General features: G+C 70.3%; 20 protein-coding genes. 4 read left to right on the top strand and 16 right to left on the bottom strand.

Going from position 1 to position 17,094, the window contains the following annotated elements; all coding sequences use genetic code 11:
• From ACIBZJ_RS27295 to ACIBZJ_RS27265, 7 genes are all read right to left on the bottom strand, one after another.
• Complete coding sequence (locus tag ACIBZJ_RS27295) at positions 1-1,206, bottom strand: acyl-CoA dehydrogenase family protein (RefSeq protein WP_395934409.1); 1,206 nt, start codon at positions 1,204-1,206, stop codon at positions 1-3.
• A gap of 29 nt (positions 1,207-1,235) precedes the next feature.
• Positions 1,236-2,198 (bottom strand): phosphotransferase family protein, encoded by a 963-nt coding sequence (locus tag ACIBZJ_RS27290; protein WP_395934407.1) that lies wholly within the window; start codon positions 2,196-2,198, stop codon positions 1,236-1,238.
• Positions 2,195-3,385, bottom strand: coding sequence for an acyl-CoA dehydrogenase family protein (locus tag ACIBZJ_RS27285; protein WP_395934405.1), 1,191 nt, complete (start codon positions 3,383-3,385; stop codon positions 2,195-2,197). The genes ACIBZJ_RS27290 and ACIBZJ_RS27285 overlap by 4 nt, the downstream gene beginning before the upstream one ends.
• Positions 3,386-3,396: 11 nt before the next feature.
• Positions 3,397-4,545: a thiolase family protein gene (locus ACIBZJ_RS27280; protein ID WP_395934403.1), complete on the bottom strand. Its 1,149-nt coding sequence runs from the start codon at positions 4,543-4,545 to the stop codon at positions 3,397-3,399.
• Positions 4,542-4,883, bottom strand: a complete 342-nt coding sequence (locus ACIBZJ_RS27275; RefSeq protein WP_395934401.1) for a Zn-ribbon domain-containing OB-fold protein — start codon at positions 4,881-4,883, stop codon at positions 4,542-4,544. The genes ACIBZJ_RS27280 and ACIBZJ_RS27275 overlap by 4 nt, the downstream gene beginning before the upstream one ends.
• Before the next feature lie 22 nt (positions 4,884-4,905).
• Complete coding sequence (locus tag ACIBZJ_RS27270) at positions 4,906-5,694, bottom strand: enoyl-CoA hydratase/isomerase family protein (protein ID WP_395934399.1); 789 nt, start codon at positions 5,692-5,694, stop codon at positions 4,906-4,908.
• 89 nt (positions 5,695-5,783) lie between these two features.
• On the bottom strand, positions 5,784-6,872 hold the full coding sequence (locus ACIBZJ_RS27265; protein ID WP_395934397.1) for an acyl-CoA dehydrogenase family protein: 1,089 nt from the start codon (positions 6,870-6,872) through the stop codon (positions 5,784-5,786).
• Between the two features lie 105 nt (positions 6,873-6,977).
• Here ACIBZJ_RS27265 and ACIBZJ_RS27260 point away from each other — a divergent pair, with 105 nt between their 5' ends.
• The 4 genes from ACIBZJ_RS27260 to ACIBZJ_RS27245 all read left to right on the top strand — a co-directional run bounded on the left by ACIBZJ_RS27260 (position 6,978) and on the right by ACIBZJ_RS27245 (position 8,739).
• Positions 6,978-7,361, top strand: coding sequence for a hypothetical protein (locus tag ACIBZJ_RS27260; protein WP_395934395.1), 384 nt, complete (start codon positions 6,978-6,980; stop codon positions 7,359-7,361).
• Positions 7,358-7,720, top strand: coding sequence for a hypothetical protein (locus tag ACIBZJ_RS27255; protein WP_395934393.1), 363 nt, complete (start codon positions 7,358-7,360; stop codon positions 7,718-7,720). Before ACIBZJ_RS27260 ends, ACIBZJ_RS27255 begins: the two co-directional genes overlap by 4 nt.
• 132 nt (positions 7,721-7,852) lie before the next feature.
• On the top strand, positions 7,853-8,467 hold the full coding sequence (locus tag ACIBZJ_RS27250) for a superoxide dismutase (protein WP_395934855.1): 615 nt from the start codon (positions 7,853-7,855) through the stop codon (positions 8,465-8,467).
• Entirely contained in the window at positions 8,464-8,739 is a 276-nt protein-coding gene (locus ACIBZJ_RS27245) for a superoxide dismutase (RefSeq protein ID WP_395934391.1), read from the top strand. Before ACIBZJ_RS27250 ends, ACIBZJ_RS27245 begins: the two co-directional genes overlap by 4 nt.
• Positions 8,740-9,085: 346 nt before the next feature.
• On the opposite strand, the gene ACIBZJ_RS27240 is transcribed toward ACIBZJ_RS27245, so the two are convergent.
• The 9 genes from ACIBZJ_RS27240 to ACIBZJ_RS27200 form a co-directional block, all read right to left on the bottom strand.
• Entirely contained in the window at positions 9,086-9,547 is a 462-nt protein-coding gene (locus ACIBZJ_RS27240) for a cupin domain-containing protein (protein ID WP_395934389.1), read from the bottom strand.
• A 14-nt stretch (positions 9,548-9,561) separates the two neighbouring features.
• Positions 9,562-10,515, bottom strand: a complete 954-nt coding sequence (locus ACIBZJ_RS27235) for a helix-turn-helix domain-containing protein (RefSeq protein ID WP_395934387.1) — start codon at positions 10,513-10,515, stop codon at positions 9,562-9,564.
• 67 nt (positions 10,516-10,582) lie between these two features.
• Entirely contained in the window at positions 10,583-11,188 is a 606-nt protein-coding gene (locus ACIBZJ_RS27230) for a nuclear transport factor 2 family protein (protein WP_395934385.1), read from the bottom strand.
• Positions 11,189-11,198: 10 nt separating this feature from the next.
• Positions 11,199-12,626 carry an aldehyde dehydrogenase family protein gene (locus ACIBZJ_RS27225; RefSeq protein WP_395934383.1) on the bottom strand — a complete coding sequence of 476 codons (1,428 nt, stop codon included), beginning with the start codon at positions 12,624-12,626 and terminating at the stop codon, positions 11,199-11,201.
• A complete protein-coding gene (locus ACIBZJ_RS27220; RefSeq protein WP_395934381.1) occupies positions 12,619-13,269 on the bottom strand; it encodes a 3-oxoacid CoA-transferase subunit B in 651 nt (216 codons plus the stop codon). The genes ACIBZJ_RS27225 and ACIBZJ_RS27220 overlap by 8 nt, the downstream gene beginning before the upstream one ends.
• A complete protein-coding gene (locus tag ACIBZJ_RS27215) occupies positions 13,266-13,928 on the bottom strand; it encodes a 3-oxoacid CoA-transferase subunit A (RefSeq protein WP_395934379.1) in 663 nt (220 codons plus the stop codon). The genes ACIBZJ_RS27220 and ACIBZJ_RS27215 overlap by 4 nt, the downstream gene beginning before the upstream one ends.
• Positions 13,925-15,118, bottom strand: coding sequence for a thiolase family protein (locus tag ACIBZJ_RS27210; protein ID WP_395934377.1), 1,194 nt, complete (start codon positions 15,116-15,118; stop codon positions 13,925-13,927). Before ACIBZJ_RS27210 ends, ACIBZJ_RS27215 begins: the two co-directional genes overlap by 4 nt.
• Entirely contained in the window at positions 15,118-16,020 is a 903-nt protein-coding gene (locus ACIBZJ_RS27205) for an LLM class flavin-dependent oxidoreductase (RefSeq protein ID WP_395934375.1), read from the bottom strand. Before ACIBZJ_RS27205 ends, ACIBZJ_RS27210 begins: the two co-directional genes overlap by 1 nt.
• Entirely contained in the window at positions 16,021-17,094 is a 1,074-nt protein-coding gene (locus ACIBZJ_RS27200; protein ID WP_395934373.1) for an ABC transporter substrate-binding protein, read from the bottom strand.

The raw sequence follows: 17,094 nt of genomic DNA, 5'->3' as shown, positions 1-17,094 counted from the left end.
TCACGGCTGGTACGCCTCCAGCTCCAGGCGGGCGATCGTGCGCAGGTGCACCTCGCTGGGGCCGTCGGCGATCTGGAGCGCGCGGGTGATCGCGAAGAGCCTGCTCAGCACCGTGTCGTCGCTGACTCCGGCGGCGCCGAACGTCTGGACGGCGCGGTTGACTACGGTGTGCGCGGTCTCCATCGCCGCGACCTTGATCGCCGCGACCTCCGATCGGGCCGCGGCGTTGCCACCGGTGTCCATCAGCCAGGCGGCCTTGAACGTGAGCAGCCGGATCTGATCGATCTCGATCCGGCTGCGGGCGATCCACTCCCGGACGACGCCACGTTTCGCCAGCGGCTCGCCGAACGCCACCCGGGTGGACGCCCGCCGGCACAGCAGTTCGAGAGCCCGCTCGGCCATGCCGATCGCCCGCATCGCGTAGTGCATCCGGCCCGGACCGAGCCGCCCCTGGGCGATCGCGAACCCGTCGCCCTCGGCACCGAGCATGTTCGCGGCCGGCACCCGCACGTCGGTGAACTGGACCTCACCGTGGCCGAGCCGGTCGCGATAGCCGAACATCGGCAGATCACGCAGCACCTCGACGCCGGGTGCGTCGGCCGGAACCAGGATCATGCTCTGCTGCCGGTAGGTCGGGCCCTCCGGGTCGGACTTGCCGATGAAGATCACTAGTTCACAATCGGGATCCAAGATACCTGATGTGTACCACTTACGGCCATTGAGGACGTATTCGGCGCCGTCACGCCGGATCGTGGAGGTGATGTTGCGGGCGTCAGAGCTCGCCACGTCGGGCTCGGTCATCGCGAACGCGGATCGGATCTCCCCCGTCAGCAGCGGTTCCAGCCACGTCGCCTGCTGGTCGGGCGTGCCGTAGAGCGCGAGGATCTCCATGTTCCCGGTATCGGGGGCGGAGCAGTTGGTGGCCTCGTTTCCCAGCAGCGAGCGGCCGAGCAACTCGGCCAGCGGCGCGTACTCCAGGTTGGTCAGCCCGGCGCCCCGGTCCCCGTGGGTCATGAACAGGTTCCACAGGCCCAGCTTCCGCGCGGTGGCCTGCAGCTCCCTCATGACCGGCGCCTGCTCGTGCGGGTTCGCGCCGCTCGCCAGCTGCGCGTCGTAGACGGCCTCGGCCGGATAGACGTGCTCGTCCAGGAAAACGCGCAGCGTGTCCGCCAACGCGGCGGTGCGCGGGCTGAATTCGAAGTCCACGGGCATTCCTTCTCGAGGTGGTACGGGCTTCAGCCGAGGCGTTCCGAGCCGGATTCGACGAGCCGGGTGATGGTGGCCGGCAGCTGCTCCTGGGCCGGGTCGTGATGGCGTCCCTCGCGGTGACGGCGCAGGTTGTGGCCCATGATCGCGGCCATCTTGAAGCGGCCCAGCGCGTGGAACCAGGGCATGTCGGCCGGGCCGGCGCCGCTGGTCGCGAGGTCGACGAGCTCATCCTCGGGAGGGAGCCCCGGCACGTCACGGCCGACGCCGGGAAAGTTGGTCCCGTCGGCGAAGACGCCGAACCAGCCCAGCTCGACCCGCGGGTCACCGGCGTTCCAGATCTCCCAGTCGATCAGGGCCTTCGGCTCCTCGCCGAGGCTGAGGAGGTTGCCCAGCCGGTAGTCCCCGTGCACGAGCACCGGTGCGGTCCCCGCCGGGATCCGGGCCGCCAGGCGTGCCTGTAGTGCGGCGGCGCCGGGAACGAGCTCGGGAGGGACCGCCGCGAGAGTGCGCGACCAGCGGGCCAGCTCGTCGCCGGGGGTGAGGGCCGGCCCGTCGAGCGGGATCGCCTCGAGCGGCACGGCGTGCAGACGAGGGAGCAGAGCGGCGGCCCGTCGCATCCGGATCGCCGCCAGACCCGGCTCCACCGGTGGGTCGTCGAGCACCGGTTCGAGTGACTCCCCCGGCACGAGCTCCATCGCGAACCAGGCCGGGGCGTCCTGGTCGACGGCGACCACTCCGGGCACCGGGACACCGAACGGTGCCAGCGCGCTCAGGACGCGGGCCTGGCGGAGCATGTCGTGGCGGCCGATCGGCCGTTGTCCCGGCGGCACCGCCTTGACGACGAGGGATCGTCCGGCGGCATCGAGCCGATAGGTCAGACCGGAGTGGCCCCCCGGCAGGATCTCGAGTTCGGTGGTCTCGAGGCCCAGCGTCCGCGCCACCCGCGGACCGAGCGCGACCGCGTGATCGGCAGCGGTACGGACGCTCATGCGCGATCCCGGGGCAGGCCGAGGACGCGCTCGGCGAGGATGTTGTGCTGGATCTCGTCGGTGCCGCCGGCGATGCGGTAGCCGGGGGCGCCGAGCACGTGCTCGCCCCACGCGTAGGTTCCCCATTGGCCCGGATCAGCGGTGAGGTCGGGGCCGAGCAACAGCCGGACGACCTCCGAGGTCCGCGCCATCGTGTCGGTGGCGAGCAGCTTGCCGACCGAGGCCTCCGCGCCGGGGTCGCGGCCGGCGACCACGGCGGCCGCCACCCGCATACCGGCCAGACGCTGGACGTAGCCACGGGTGACCAGGTCGGCGACGCGATCCCGCACGTACGAGTCGAGCGGGGTCCCGCGGTGCCGCGCGAGCTCGACGGCCCGGTCGGCGTTCTGGAGGCCGAGGATGCCGGAGTCGAGCCGTTCGGAGGCCAGCACCGTCAGCGCGACCCGCCAGCCCTCGTTCTCCGGCCCCAGCCTGGCGTCGTCACCCAGGCGTACGTCGTCCAAGTACACCTCGTTGAACGAGCTGCCGCCGGTCATCTGACGGATCGGCCGCACGGTGACGCCGGGGGCGTCCATCGGCACGAGGAAGACCGTCAGCCCGGCGTGCTTGGGCGCGTCGGGATCGGTCCGGCACACGGCGACACCGACGTCGGCGACTCGCGCGCCCGACGTCCACACCTTGTGGCCGTCGAGACGCCAGCCGTCGCCGGTGCGCACCGCTTTGGTCCGCACCGCGGCCAGGTCGGAGCCCGCCTCGGTCTCGGAGAAGAGCTGGCAGGCGATGACGTCGGTGCGCAGCATCGCCCGGACGTACCGCTTCTTCTGCTCGGCCGTTCCCCACTGGGCCACGGTGGGGGCGATCAGCTGCTGAGTGACCGGGAACATCTCGGTGCGCCGCGGGACGTCGAACTCCTCCTCGACCCGGCGGAAAGCCAGCGCGCAGGAGACCGGCAGAGCCCGGCCGCCGTACTCCTCCGGCCAGGTCAGCGGCCCCCAGCCGGCGTCGAAACGCGCCTGCTCGTAGGCGCGGATCCGATCGGTTTGGGCGCGCTCCTGCTCGTCGGTCCAGTTCTCGAAAACGGCGACGGAGTCGCTGCCCTCGCCCCACGGCCGCGCCCCACGGGGGGCGGCGACCGAGGCGAGCCAGGCGCGCGCGTCGGCGACGAACGCGTCGAAGTCCGGGAGCACGGGTTCCTCCTTCAGACGCTCAGGACGGTGCAGGCGCTGAGCCCCGGAGCGCCGTAGACGTGGGTGAAGCCGAGCCGGGGATCCCCCGGCACCTGGCGGGCGCCGGCCGCCCCGCGCAGCTGGGTCACCACCTCGTGGACCTGACGGAGACCGGACGCCCCGATGGGTTCTCCGTTGGCGATGCAGCCGCCGTCGGTGTTGACCGGGAGCCGGCCGCCGATCTCGGTGACGCCCTCGGCGATCCACTTCTCCTGCTCGCCGTGCTCGCAGAAGCCGCACTCGGCCAGGTGCATGATCTCCGCACCGCTCTCGGTGTCCTGCAGCTGCGCGACCTCGATGTCCTCCGGTCCGACGCCCGCGGCCTCGAACACGGCGCGGGCCGCGTCGGTGCTGACGCTGGAGGGCTCGCCGGTTCCCTGGACGGCGGGGCTGAACACCTCGAACGACCCGAACCCGCGGGTGCGGGTGGCCACCGCGCGGATCCGGACCGGCCGGACCGCCAGCCGCCGCGCAACCGCCTCGCTCGCGACGACGACGGCGGCCCCGCCCTCGCCGGGAGAGCAGAACATGAAGCGGGTCAGCGGGTCGTTGACCAGCTCGGACGCCGCGATGGTGTCGGCGTCGATCGCCTCGCGCCGCCACGCGTTCGGATTGAGGGCGCCGTTGCGGTACGCCTTCGCGGCGACCTCGGCCAGAGTCCGGGCCGTGATGCCGTACCGCTGCTGGTAACGGGCGATCTTGATCCCGAAGAACTGGGTGGTGACCATCAGACCCGCCTCGCCGTAACCGGCGGGCAGTCCCCAGTCCTCGGGGCGCGGGTCGAAAGCGCCGCGCGGGTGCTTGTCGAATCCGACGGCCAACGCGATCTCCGCCGCGCCCGACCGGATCGCGTTGACTGCGGCGACCAGCGCGCTGCCCCCGGTGGCACAGCCGTTCTTGACGTTGGTGAACGGGATGCCGGTCAGCCCGAGGTCGCCGACGAGCGTGTCGGCCAGTCCGGAGCCGTCGCTCCCGCCGAACGCGACCTGCACGTCCGGCCAGGTCAGCCCCGCGTCGGCCAGGGCGGCCCGGATGGCGTGCACCGCCATGGCGCGGCCGCTGACCCCGGGCTGGCGCCCGAACTTCGACAGACCCGCGCCGACGATCGACACCGTGCTCATGACGCGACCACCGCGAAGCGGGGTACCGGCGCGGTCGCCACCAGAGTGACGTCCGCGCCGGGCAGGTCGGCGAAGTCGTCGCAGTCGAGGACGGCCTCCACCCGCACACCCTCGGGCAACTCGACGTAACCGACGGCGAACGGCCGGAAGCCCTCGGCCGGCGGGACGTAGGGAGGCGACTTCGGAGCGAACCGTTGCACGGTGAAGCCCCACACCCGGCCGCGACCGGACAGCGTCACCGGGACCAGCTCCTGCCCGCCGCAGCGCCGGCAACCCGACGCCTCGGGAAAAGCGACGGTGCGGCAACCGGCGCACCGGCTGCCCACGAGCTCGCACATCGTGGGGTTCCTCCCGGCGTCGTCAGCGGCCGACCCATTTGGGTTCGCGCTTCTCCAGGAAGGCGTTGACGCCCTCACGCGCGTCCTCGGACTGCAGGGCGTTGCCCACCGCGAGGTGTTCCATGACCATCAGCGACTGGATGTCGGCGTCCAGCCCGCGGTCGATCGTCATCTTCGTCAGCCGCATCGCGAACGGGCTCTTGTCGATGATCGGGGCGACGAAGTCGGCGACCAGCCGGTCGAGCTGCTCGGCCGGAGCGGCGTCGTTGATCAGGTCGAAGTCGACCGCTTCACGGCCGGAGAGCAGCTTCCCCGTCAGCATCAGTTCCTTGGTCTTGCGGATGCCGATCATCCGCGGCAGCCGGTAGATCGGGCCGGCCCCGCCGAACAGCGCCCGCCGGATGTGGAAGTCGCCGATCTTCGCGTCTTCTGCCGCCACCGCGAAGTCGCACGAGATCATCAGCTCGAATCCGCCCGCGGTGACGTACCCCTCGAGCACGGCGACCGACGGCGTGTTCATCGAGTAGAGCCGGTCGCACACCTTGGCCGAGAGAACCGCCACCTCCATCGCGTTGGTGCGCCCGACGTAGTTGGCGAGCAACTCGTCGAGATCGAACCCGGAGCAGAACGTGTTGCCGCGGCCGCGCAGGACGAGCACCCGCAGCTCGGGGTCCTCGTCGACCTCCTTGATGATCTCGTCCAGCCGGTGCAGCAGCTCGACGGTCACCGCGTTCTTCTTGTGCGGGCGATTGAGCCAGACGCGGGCGATCGGCCCGTCCTTCTCGAGGAGGATGTGGTCGGTGTCGATCACGGCTTACCGTCCTTCGCCATTGAACTGGATTCAGTTCAGTATGTCAGCTGCGCATTTACAGTCAAGACTGCTCGTTGAGGTGAGTTCGGTTAAAAGCCGAGGAGTTCGGCGAGCCGCAGCCGGTGCGCGTGCGCGGAGCCGAAGAGACCCTCGTCCCCCAGCGCGCGGCGCAGGTAGTGATGCGCGGAGTGCTCCCAGGTGAAGCCGACGCCGCCGTGCAACTGAACCGTCTCGTGCGCGGTTCGCATCAAAGCGTCGCCGCACACGGCGGCGGCCACGGCCGCGGGCACCCCGGCGCCGTCCGGGTCGGCGTCGTACGCGGCCGCGGCGAACCGGGCCGCCGAGAGGCAGCGTTCGCGGTCGACGAGAACGTCGGCCAAGCGGTGCTTGATCGCCTGGAAGGATCCGATCGGACGGCCGAACTGCTCGCGGGTGCGGACGTAGCCGACCGTGAGATCGAGCAGGTGCCCGACGATGCCGGCGTGCTCGGCGGCGACCGCGACGTCGCGAAGTGTCCGCAGCCGGGCGAGCACGACGGCCGAGCGCGACCCGGCCACGAGCACCCGGGCCGGCGCCGCGTCGAAGACGACGTCGGCCTGCGGCCGGGTCTCGTCGACGACCCGCCTCGGCCGGACGGTGCCGGGCTGTACGTCGACCAGGAACAGCGCAGTTCCCACCGGAACGACGACGTGCCGGGCCCGTGCGCCGTCCAGCACCCGGTCGGCGAGCCCGCTCACCGTCCACGCGCCGTCGGCTTCGGTTGCCACCGGCGCGGTGCCGGATCCGAACCACACCGTCACCAGGTGCTCGCCCCTCAGGACGTCCGGCAGCAGGTCGTCGGCGGATCCGGAGAGGACCAGAGCCTGCGCGCCCAGCACCGCGCCGGAGAGGATCGGATGCGACACGAGCGCCGCACCGGCTTCTTCCAGCACGACAGCGACCTCGCGCAGGCCGTAACCCGAACCGCCGAGGCGCTCGGGTACGGCCATTCCCGCCACGGCGAGTTCGGCGGTGAGCAAATCCCACAGGTCCGGAGCCGCGGCGTGCCCAGCCAGCATCGCGCGGGTCACCGAGCGCAGATCGTCGTGCTCCGGGATCGGCACGAGCACGGACGGATCGGCATCCGGCCAGAGCGGCGGAAGAATTCCGGTCGTCGTCGGCACTCCGATCAACCCCACTTCTGCTGATGTGAGTTCAATTTAGTCCTGCAATCACCATGGCCACCCACAATGCACGCCCAGCAGCGCGTAGACAACCACGACGTCCTGAACTAGGTTCAGTAGGTGGACTCCAACGAGAGCCGCCTGGTGCGGTACTACGCCGCGGTGGACCGTGGTGACTTCGCCGGGGCGAAGTTGATGCTCCACCCTGGTGTGACCTTCGCGATCCATCTGCCGGGTGGGGCCAACCGCGGCGCGAGCGCCGAGGAACTCCTCGGCTACCTCACCGGGCGAGGCGACGTCGTGCGGCGCCACGTCCCGCTCCGTACGGCGGCCGACGCCGGCACGGAGTTCGTCTACGGCGCCGTGGTCGAGGACGACGTACGCACCACCGGCCACTTCCTCGCCGCCGTCCGAGTGGACGAGAGCGGCCTCATCGCGTCGTACCACGTCTCTTTCGACATCGAGCTCGCACTGCTCGCACCCGAGGAGGGCCCCGGCGCATGACCTCCACCCCGATGCTGGCCCGGTGGTTTCGCACCATGGACTCAGACACCCCCGACGACGTGCTCGACATGATCACCGGCGACTTCGTGATGTCGGTGCAGTTCTCCACCGGCGCCGGAGGTTCGCGGGAGTTCGTCGGCGACCGCGAGAGTCTCATCGCTTACCTCGCGCAACGCGAGAAGAGCACGCTCGTGCACCAGGTCACGGCGGGAGCCCGGGTCGGCGACACGGAGCTCGTCCTCGGCGAGACGAGGCGCGGCGGCGCGTTCGAGGCGAGCTTCAACGCGTCCGCCCAGGTGGTCGATCACAAGGTCAGGCGCCTGCTGATCTGTCGTACCCCGGAGCTGGACTTCAGCTGACGGACGTCGACGCGTTCGAGCGCTCGCCCGTTTATGCCAACACACTGCTGTTGCAAGATACTTGCATTAAGGGCCGGAAGCCGGAAGGCTCGGGTGCGTTCGTCACCCTCGACTCCGGAGGCCCGCTTCCCGATGGCCACGTACTCGCTGCCGGATCTGCCGTACGACTACGCGGCGCTCGAGCCCGCGATCACCGGCGAGATCCTCGAACTGCACCACGCCAAGCACCACGCCGCCTACGTCAAGGGCGCCAACGACACCCTCGAACAGCTCGAGGAGGTGCGCGAGAAGGACGGCTTCACCCCGACGGGGCTGGTCGGGCTGGAGAAGACGCTCGCGTTCAACCTCTCCGGGCACGTGCTGCACACGCAGTTCTGGCAGAATCTGACCCCGGACGGCGGCGACCGCCCCGACGGAGTCCTCGCCGACGCGATCAGCGAGCACTTCGGGTCGTTCGAGGCGTTCCGGAAGCAGCTCGACGTCGCCACCACGAGCGTCCAGGGCTCGGGCTGGGGCGTGCTCGCGCACGAGCCGATCAGCGGCAAGCTGCTGATCCACCAGGTCTACGACCACCACGGCAACGTCGGCATCAACACCACGCCGCTGCTGGTGTTCGACGCCTGGGAACACGCCTACTACTTGCAGTACAAGAACGTCCGCCCGGACTACGTCCAGAAGCTCTGGTCGCTGATCAACTGGACCGACGTCGCGGCCCGCTACTCGGCCGCGGTAGCGAAAGCGTCGTGACGGCCGACCCCTCCGCGGCGATCCACGCCGCGGCCGACGCCGCACAGCGCGCCGCGGGCGTCATCGCGGCCCGCCGTCGCGGTGACGACGCGGGCGCCGAGGCGCTGCTGAGCTCGTTCCCGGGCGAGGCGGCGAAGGCCGGTGCGTTTTTTGTTCTGGCCGACCTGGCGATCGCGCTGCTGGCGCGGGCATCCGATCAGTCCACCGACGAGGTCGTGCAGGACCTCACGATCGTGCTGGCGGCCAACGTCACGGTGCCCGGCCAGCACTGACTGTCGGTCAGGTGCCGTGCCGTCGGCTGTCCCGGCGCCGAAGCGGAGGTACTGCACGCGGTGGACGCGGGAGCTTTCGGGGTGCTCGGGCCCGAGCCCGCCTAGATCGAGTCAGGGCCGGATCGGTTCGCGCGGAAGCCGGGCCGGGTCGGCCGCGATCGCGGCCGCGGCGGCGTCCGACTCCCAGCCGTCGGCATAGGCGTCCGCGAACTCCTCCTCGCCCAGCGCGGCCCGGCCGCCGCGGACGAGGTCGTCGGAATCGCCGGGATCGTCGAGTTCGCACGAGTGTGGAGCTGGGTGGCGTCCGGCGCGACGGTGCTGCTCCTCGCCGGACTGATTCGGCGCCTCACGAGGCGTACTCGTCCGAGATCTCGGTGGCGTAGTTCTTCCAGAGCGGCGCCATCGTGTCGGCGTTGACCGGCTGCCCGGAGTCGATCATGGCCTTGAAGTCGCGGAAGTACTGCACGTACAGGTCCGGCGTGAACGTGTTCAGCATGACCGCCAGATCGTCACCGATGTTGGCGAAGGTGTGCGGCGCCCCGGTCGGCACGATGACCCAGGTGCCGGGCCCGGCGTCGTACTCGTCCTTGCCGATCGTGAACCGGAACGTTCCCGACAGCACGTAGAAGCCCTCGTCGTGCTGGGCGTGACGGTGCTGCAACGGGCTCGGGGTGCCCGGCGGGATGGTGATCTCGGCGAAACCCAGCCGGTGGTCGGTGTGCTCGCCGTTCTCCAGGATCCGGATCTGATGCGCTCCGCTGCCGAGGATTTCGCCTTCACCGGGCCGAACGATGGATACCTTCGCCACGATTTCCTCCACTGCTATGACGTGCCTTGGTGCTCACCATCCTGTGCCGGGCCGGCCGCGCGCGTCTTGGCCGTCACTGCACCGTTGCTGGTCATCAGTGCACGGGCGGTGTAGCCGTAGGTCGTTTTGAACAGCCTGCTGAAGTGCGTGGGATCAGTGAATCCCCACCGGGCGGCCACGGCAGTGACCGTCCGTCCGCTGACGGTCAGCTCGGACCGGCAGCGCTCCAGACGGCGACGGCGGATCAGGGCCGCGACCGTGAGTGGTTGGTCCTCGAACAGCTTGTGCAGCCGGCGCACGGAGATGTGGTGTGCTGCGGCGATACCGGGCGGCGACAAATCGGGATCGGCCAGCCGAGACTCGATGTAGCCGGCGATGCGGTCCCGCAGTCGCTCGTCCGGTGCCGGCCGCTCGTCGTCCAGGCGAGCCTCCAACGCGACCGCGATCAACTCGACGACGGCCGCGGCTGACCGCACTGCCTCACCCGGGCGGAACCCGGTCACCGACCGGGCCGCGTCCCGGGCCAGCGCGGAGACGAGAGCTCCCGGACCCTGGCCGCCGTCGATGCGCACGCCGACGAGCCGGTCGACCTGCGCGGGCCGGATTCGCAGCTCCCGTCGCGGAACCAGGATCGTGACGTGCGCCGAGGCGGTGCTCTCGAACCGGACCGTACGGGTGGGATCGAGCAGCACCAGATCGGCCGGCCCGAGCTCGGCGTCGCCGCGGCCCTGTTCGATTCGCGTCCGGCCCCGCGTCATGATCTTGACCGCCAGGTTGTCCCCGTCCCGAGCGTCGCGTTCCCTCCCGACACACGCGCTCGCGGGGGTTTCGAGAGAGATCAGTCGTAGCGGCCCGAGGTCGCGCGCAGTAATCCGGGCCGTGAAGCCGGCCCCGGCCAGCTGGTTGACCAGCGGAGGAATCCCACTGGCCGCCAGCTCGTCCTGGAACGTCTCGATATCGCTGATCACCAGTCAACGATAGGCCTGGTTTTCACCCGACCCGGAACGCCGCGACGTCTACTGTCCCGTGCCGGGTCTACTGTCCCGTGCCGGCGAGCCAGGCGGTCTCGCCCTGGTGGAACGCGTCGAGCTCGGCCGGTCGGTCGTCGCCGAGCAGGTCCTGACTCACCGTCACGCCGCGGGTGGACTGGATCCAGGTGAGGAACCGGTAGGACGGTCGAAGTCCGGCGAGCCGGGCCACGTCTACCGGCAGCACCTCACCCGCGTGGACGGGACGCAACTCGTCGCGCTCCAGCAGGACCTCGAAGCTCATCAGCTTCCACCGCCCCTCGTCCCGAACGGCACGGGAGAAGAACCGGCAGTAGGCGTGGAAGTCGACCTCCACTCCCTCCACGGTGGTCCGGTTGAAGATCTTCGCCGGGCTCTCGACGGTCGCCCGATCGCCCTCGACCCGCGCGTAGGCGGGGAAGACCCAGTGCTTGCTGTTCCCGGTCCGCGCCATCCACGTCTTCGTCGCCTCGACGTAGGCCTCGCCGCCGCGTCCGTCGTACCACGTGGTCCGGACGTAAGCGTCGTCGTGGAAGCAGTCCCGCATCACGTCGAAGAGCCGCTGGTCGCGGGCGAAGCGCTCCCGCCTCACCAGGTCGAAGAGCTCTTCACGGTTCACGAAGTCCGCGTTCACCACATCCCCTTTATCGCGGATAGCCCAGCACCGCCTTCACCTCGAGGTACTCCTCGAAACCGAACCGCCCGAACTCTCGTCCGTTCCCCGACTGCTTATAGCCGCCGAACGGCAGGCTGCGGTCGAACGGAGCGCCGTTGAGGTAGACGCGGCCCGCGCGGATGCGGTTGGCGACCCGGCGGGCGCGGTCGGCGTCCTTCGACTGCACGAAGCCGGCCAGCCCGAACGGCGTGTCGTTCGCGATCTCGACCGCTTCGTCCTCGGTCTCGTAGTGCAGGATCGAGAGCACGGGGCCGAAGATCTCCTCGCGCGCGATCCGCATCTTCGGCGTGACGTCGCCGAACACGGTCGGGCGCACGTAGAACCCCTCGTCGAGCCCGTCGGGCCGGTCCGGGCCGCCGACCACGAGCGTCGCGCCCTCGTCGATCCCCGACTGCACGAGCGCGGTGACCTTCTCCCGCTGGGCCCGGCTCACCAGAGGCCCCATCGTGGTGAGGGGATCGAGCGGGTCCCCGAGTCGGACCTCCTCGACCGCCCGTCGCGCGGCGGCGTACGCCTCGTCGCGCTGCGAGTGGTGCACGAGCATCCGCGTGGGCGACTGACAGTTCTGGCCGGCGTTGGTGAAGCACGAGTGCACCCCGGCGACGACCGCGGCCCGGAGGTCCGCGTCGGGCAGGATGATGTTCGCGGACTTGCCACCGAGCTCGAGCGCGACGCGCTTCACCGTGTCGGCCGCGAGCTTGGAGACCCTGATGCCGGCACCGGTCGAGCCGGTGAGCGAGACCATGTCGATGTCGGGATGCGCCGCGAGGGCCTCCCCGACTCCTGGACCGTCACCGTTGACGAGGTTGAACACGCCGGGCGGCAGCCCGGCGTCGTGGATGACCTCGGCGAGCACCATGGCGGACAGCGGCGCGATCTCGCTCGGCTTGAGCACCACGGTGCATCCCGTGGCCAGGGCCGGGGCCACCTTCGACGCGACCTGGTTCAGCGGCCAGTTCCACGGAGTGATGAGACCGCAGACGCCGATCGGTTCGCGCCGCACGATCCCGGCTCCGCTCTCCTCCTCGAAGGGGTAGTCCGCGAGGACACGGGCCGCCTCCTCGAAGTGGAACAGCGCCACCGTGGCCTGGCGTTCGGTCGAGAACGTGATCGGCGACCCCATCTCCCGCGTCATCGTCCGGGCGATCTCGGGCAGCCGGGCCCGGAAGCCGGAGATGATCCGCTCCAGGAACTTCAGCCGTTGCTCCACGCTGACCTGCGAGTACGCGGCGAAGGCCGTGCGCGCCACCGCCACCGCGCGGTCGACGTCCTCGGCCGTCCCGAGACAGATCGTCGCGAACGTCTCCTCGGTCGCGGGGTCGAGGACGCCCACGGTCCGCGGCGCGATCGGGTCGACCCACGCACCCCCGACGTAGAACTGGCATTTATTAGGCATATCGCTCCAATGGAACATCGACGCGCGAGAGCAGCTCGGAGAACGAGATCCCCCACGTCTCCCGGACGAGGACCCGGCCTCCGCTGGTGATCTCGAACGTGGCGACGTCGGTGTAGACGCGGTCCACGCACCGCAGCGCGGTGAGCGGATACGTGCATTCGCTGACCAGCTTCGGCGCGCCGGACCTGGTGAACAGCGACATCAGCACGAAGACCTGCTTGGCGCCCACGGCGAGGTCCATCGCGCCGCCGACCGCCGGGATCGCGTCGGGCTCGCCGGTGTGCCAGTTGGCGAGATCCCCCGCTGCCGAGACCTGGTACGCACCGAGGACGCACAGGTCGAGGTGGCCGCCTCGCATCATCGCGAACGAGTCGGCGTGGTGGAAGTACGAGGCGCCGGGCAGCTCGGTCACCGGGAACTTGCCGGCATTGATCAGGTCGGGATCGATCGCGTCGCCCGTCGCCGCCGGCCCCATGCCGAGCATGCCGTTCTCGGTGTGAAGGATGACCCCCGACTCCGCAGGCAGGTGGTCGGCGACGGTCGTGGGCAGACCGATGCCGAGGTTGACGTACGCCCCGTGGGGAATGTCGCGCGCGAGCACCCGGGCCATCTCGTCCCTCCCGAGCGGGCCACCGCCGGTCATGACGGCACCCGCACGATCCGGTCCACGTAGATGCCCGGCGTGACCACGGCCTCGGGATCGAGCACTCCCGGCTCGACGACGTGCCGCACCTGCACGACGGTGGTCGTCGCGGCCGTCGCCATGACCGGCGCGAAATTGCGTGCCGTCTTGCGGTAGACGAGGTTCCCGAGGGTGTCCGCGGTGTGGGCGCTGAGGAGCGCGACATCGGCGGCGATGGGCAGCTCGAGGACGTACGTCCGGCCGTCGATCTCGCGGGTCTCCTTTCCCTCGGCGAGGAGGGTCCCGACTCCGGTGCGGGTGTAGAACCCGCCGATCCCGGCGCCGGCGGCGCGCATCCGCTCGGCCAGGTTCCCCTGTGGTGCGACCTCGAGCTCGATCGTCCCGTTGCGGTACAGCTCGTCGAAAACCCAGGAGTCCGTCTGCCGGGGGAACGAGCACACGATCTTGCTCACCTGCCCGGCCGCGAGCAGTGCCGCGAGCCCGGTGTCCCCGTTGCCCGCGTTGTTCGACACGACGGTGAGATCGCGCGCTCCCTGCCGCATCAACGCGTCGATCAGGTGGAACGGCATGCCGGCCGTGCCGAAGCCGCCGACCAGCACCGTCGAGCCATCGGCGATGCCGCCGACCGCCTCGTCGACCGACGTGCAGAGCAGCGTCATGCGACGTTCTCGAGCACGACCGCCAAGCCTTGACCCACACCGATGCAGATCGCGGCGACACCCCATCGTTCACCGGACTCCATGAGCCGCGCGGCGAGCGTCCCGAGAAGCCGCCCGCCCGAGGCACCCAGTGGGTGCCCGATGGCAATCGCCCCGCCCTTGGCGTTGACGACCTCGGCGTCCCGCAGCCCGAGCTCGAGCCAGGCGTCGACACAGGCGATCGACTGGACGGCGAACGCCTCGTTCAGCTCGACGGCGCCGATGTCGTCCCAGGTGATTCCCGCCCGCTCGAGCGCGCCGTTGGCGGCCTCGACCGGGGCGTAGCCGAACTGCTGCGGCTCCAGCGCTGCCCAGCCGCGACCGGCGATCCGCGCGACCGGGTCACGACCGATGGTCGCGGCCGCGCTCGCCGAGCCCAGCAGGACCGCACTCGCGCCGTCGTTCAACGGCGAGCAATTGCCGGCGGTGATCGTCCCGTCGGGCCGGAACGCCGGCTTCAGCCCGGCCAGCGCCTCGAGCGAGGTGTCGGCCCGGATGCTCTCGTCCCGCACCAGGTCGACGCCGGGGACACCCACGACGAGGTCGTCGTAGAAGCCCTTCTCCCACGCCGCTGCCGCGAGGCGGTGCGAGCGGGCGCCGAGCTCGTCCTGCCGCTCGCGCGAGATCGAGAACTTCTCCTGCAGCTGCTCGTTGCACTCGCCCAGCGAGACCGTCCACTCGGCGGGCATCCGCTCGTTCACCAGGCGCCAGCCCAGCGTCGTGGAGACGGCGGTGACGTCGCCGGCCGGGAACCGGCGCGACGGCTTCGGCAGCACCCACGGCGCCCGCGTCATCGACTCCACGCCTCCGGCGATCGCGATTTCCGCGTCGTCGACTTCGATCAGGCGTGAGGCCATCAGGGCGGCGTCCAGCGACGAGCCGCAGAGCCGGTTCACCGTGGTGGCCGTCACCGAGACGGGCATGCCCGCCAGCAGCACGGCCATCCGGCCGACGTTGCGATTGTCCTCTCCGGCGCCGTTCGCGTTGCCCCAGAGCACGTCGCCGACCAGGCCGGGATCCAGGCCCGGCGAACGATCGAGAAGTCCCTTCATCGCGGTCGCGGCCAGATCGTCGGTCCGCGTGTCGGCCAAGGCTCCGTTGAACCGGCCGAACGGGGTCCGGACCGACGCGTAGACGTAGGAGCTGCTCATCAGGACGTCCTTTCCAGCCAGTTCGGGAGGGTGTGCCGCCCGACGAGGTCGAGCGTGTGGCGGGCGACGTCCGGCGGCACACCGAACGGGGCGACCCGCAGCTGGACGGACGTGATCCCGGCCCGGGCGTACCGGGCGAGCGTCGTGTCGATCTCGTCGGGCGTGCCCACCAGGGGTAGTTCGGGGCCGTCAGCACCGATCCACGAGCCCCGCTCGGTGTAGTAATCGGTCGCGGCCTTCAGATGGCGCGCCGCGAGTTCGCGCGCCGTGGCGGCGTCCTCGTGGACGACGCAGAACCTGGTCGTGGCGACCACTCCCTCGGAATCGCCCCGATACGACCAGTAGGTGGCCGACTGCTGGAACAACAGGTCGTCGCAGTAGTTCGTCGCGCCGTAGTAACCGTCGGCGAGCGTCGCGGCACGACGGGCCGAGGCCGCCACCTTGCCGCCCACCAGGACCCGCGGCCCACCGCGCTGCACCGGCGACGGGATCGACGCGGACCAGGCGTCGCGCAGCAGCGTCAGCGTGGCGTCGAAGTCCACGCCCGCCGGGAGCCCGACCCGTTCGGCGACCTCCGGGCTGCCGAGCCCGAGGCCGAGCGTGAACGTCCCGCCGCAGAGCTGGTCGAGCAGCGCGGCCTCGTAGGCGAGCTTCCGCGGGCTGTACGCGCGCAGGAGCAGCACCGCCGACCCCAGCGCCAGGGAGGTCCGTCCGGCCAGATGTCCCAGGACCATCAGGACGGACGGGAGATGGAACGGCTGAGGGGTCGCGTGATAGCTCTCCCCCACCCACGCGGAGTCGAACCCGTGTTGCTCCGCGCGGGCGAGCATCGTGACCGCGCGATCCACCTGCGGTCGGACCGGCTCCTGGGAGCTCAGGTCGAGCGCGACCCCCAGCCGCATCTAGCCGGCGCTCTTTGCTTTTTTGGCGACGTCGTCGTAGGAGAAGTTGTTGATCGCCGTGAACATCTCGTCGGTGTAGACGTCCTTCGCCGGGAACTTCTTGATCAGCCCGGCCGAGGCCAGGAAGTCGAGCGAACGGGTGAACCCGGCCTCGTCGATCCGGCCCACGGTCTTGCTGTCGACGCCCTGTCCCTCCAGGCGGACCTCGAGCACCTTGACCGCGTCAGCCATCGCCTTCTTCTCCGGGCCGGACCCGCGGGTCTCGGGGTGGAGCTTCCACAGGTCGCGGATCGCGGCCTCGGGGTTGGCCTGGGAGAAGACGAACGCCTTCGCCACCGCACGACCGAACCGTTCGTAGACGTCCTTCTTGGCGTCGAGCTTCTTCCGGGTCGTCGCGAAGCCGCCGCCCCACGCGTCCGCCGTCTCCTTGACCGGAAGCGGCGTCAGGGTGACGCCGGCGTTCTTGACGGCCTGGTACTGGATGTCCCAGAGCGCCAACGCGTCGACCTGGCCGCTCTTGATGGCGTTGATCTGCTGGGCGCCGGCACCGATCGGCACCAGGCTGGCCGCGTTCTCCTTCATCCCGTTGAGCTTCATCGCGGTCCGGGCGAACGTCGCGCCGGAGCTCGCGACCGCGGTGACGCCGATCTTCTTGCCCTTCAGGTCGGCGATGCTCTTCACGTCCGAACCCTCCGGCACCTGCAGGCTGTAGATCCACTTCGGCCAGTAGGAGTCGAAGTAGGTCAGGTCCAGGTCCTTGTCGTGCCCGATGGCCACCGGCTCGACGGTCATGAGCCCGAGGTCGGCCCCGCCGCCGGCGACCTGCTGCGCTGCCTGGGTGGCCGACGGGAACAGGTTGGTCGTGACCTTCAGCCCCTCCTCCTCGTAGAAGCCTTCGGCCTCCACGACGGCCATGACGGCGAAGCCGGCGTTCCAGCTCGGGGACGCCATCGCGAAGCTCACCGACGTCAGGTTGCCGGACTTGCCGGAGTCGCCGGATCCGCTGTCGGAACCGCACGCACTCAACGTTGCGGCCGCGCACAGGACGGCGACCGCACCACTCACGAGCTTCAT

This window comes from Cryptosporangium sp. NPDC051539 (assembly GCF_044454545.1).
Lineage (GTDB): Bacteria > Actinomycetota > Actinomycetes > Mycobacteriales > Cryptosporangiaceae > Cryptosporangium.
This window is presented reverse-complemented; position numbering and strand designations above follow the sequence as displayed.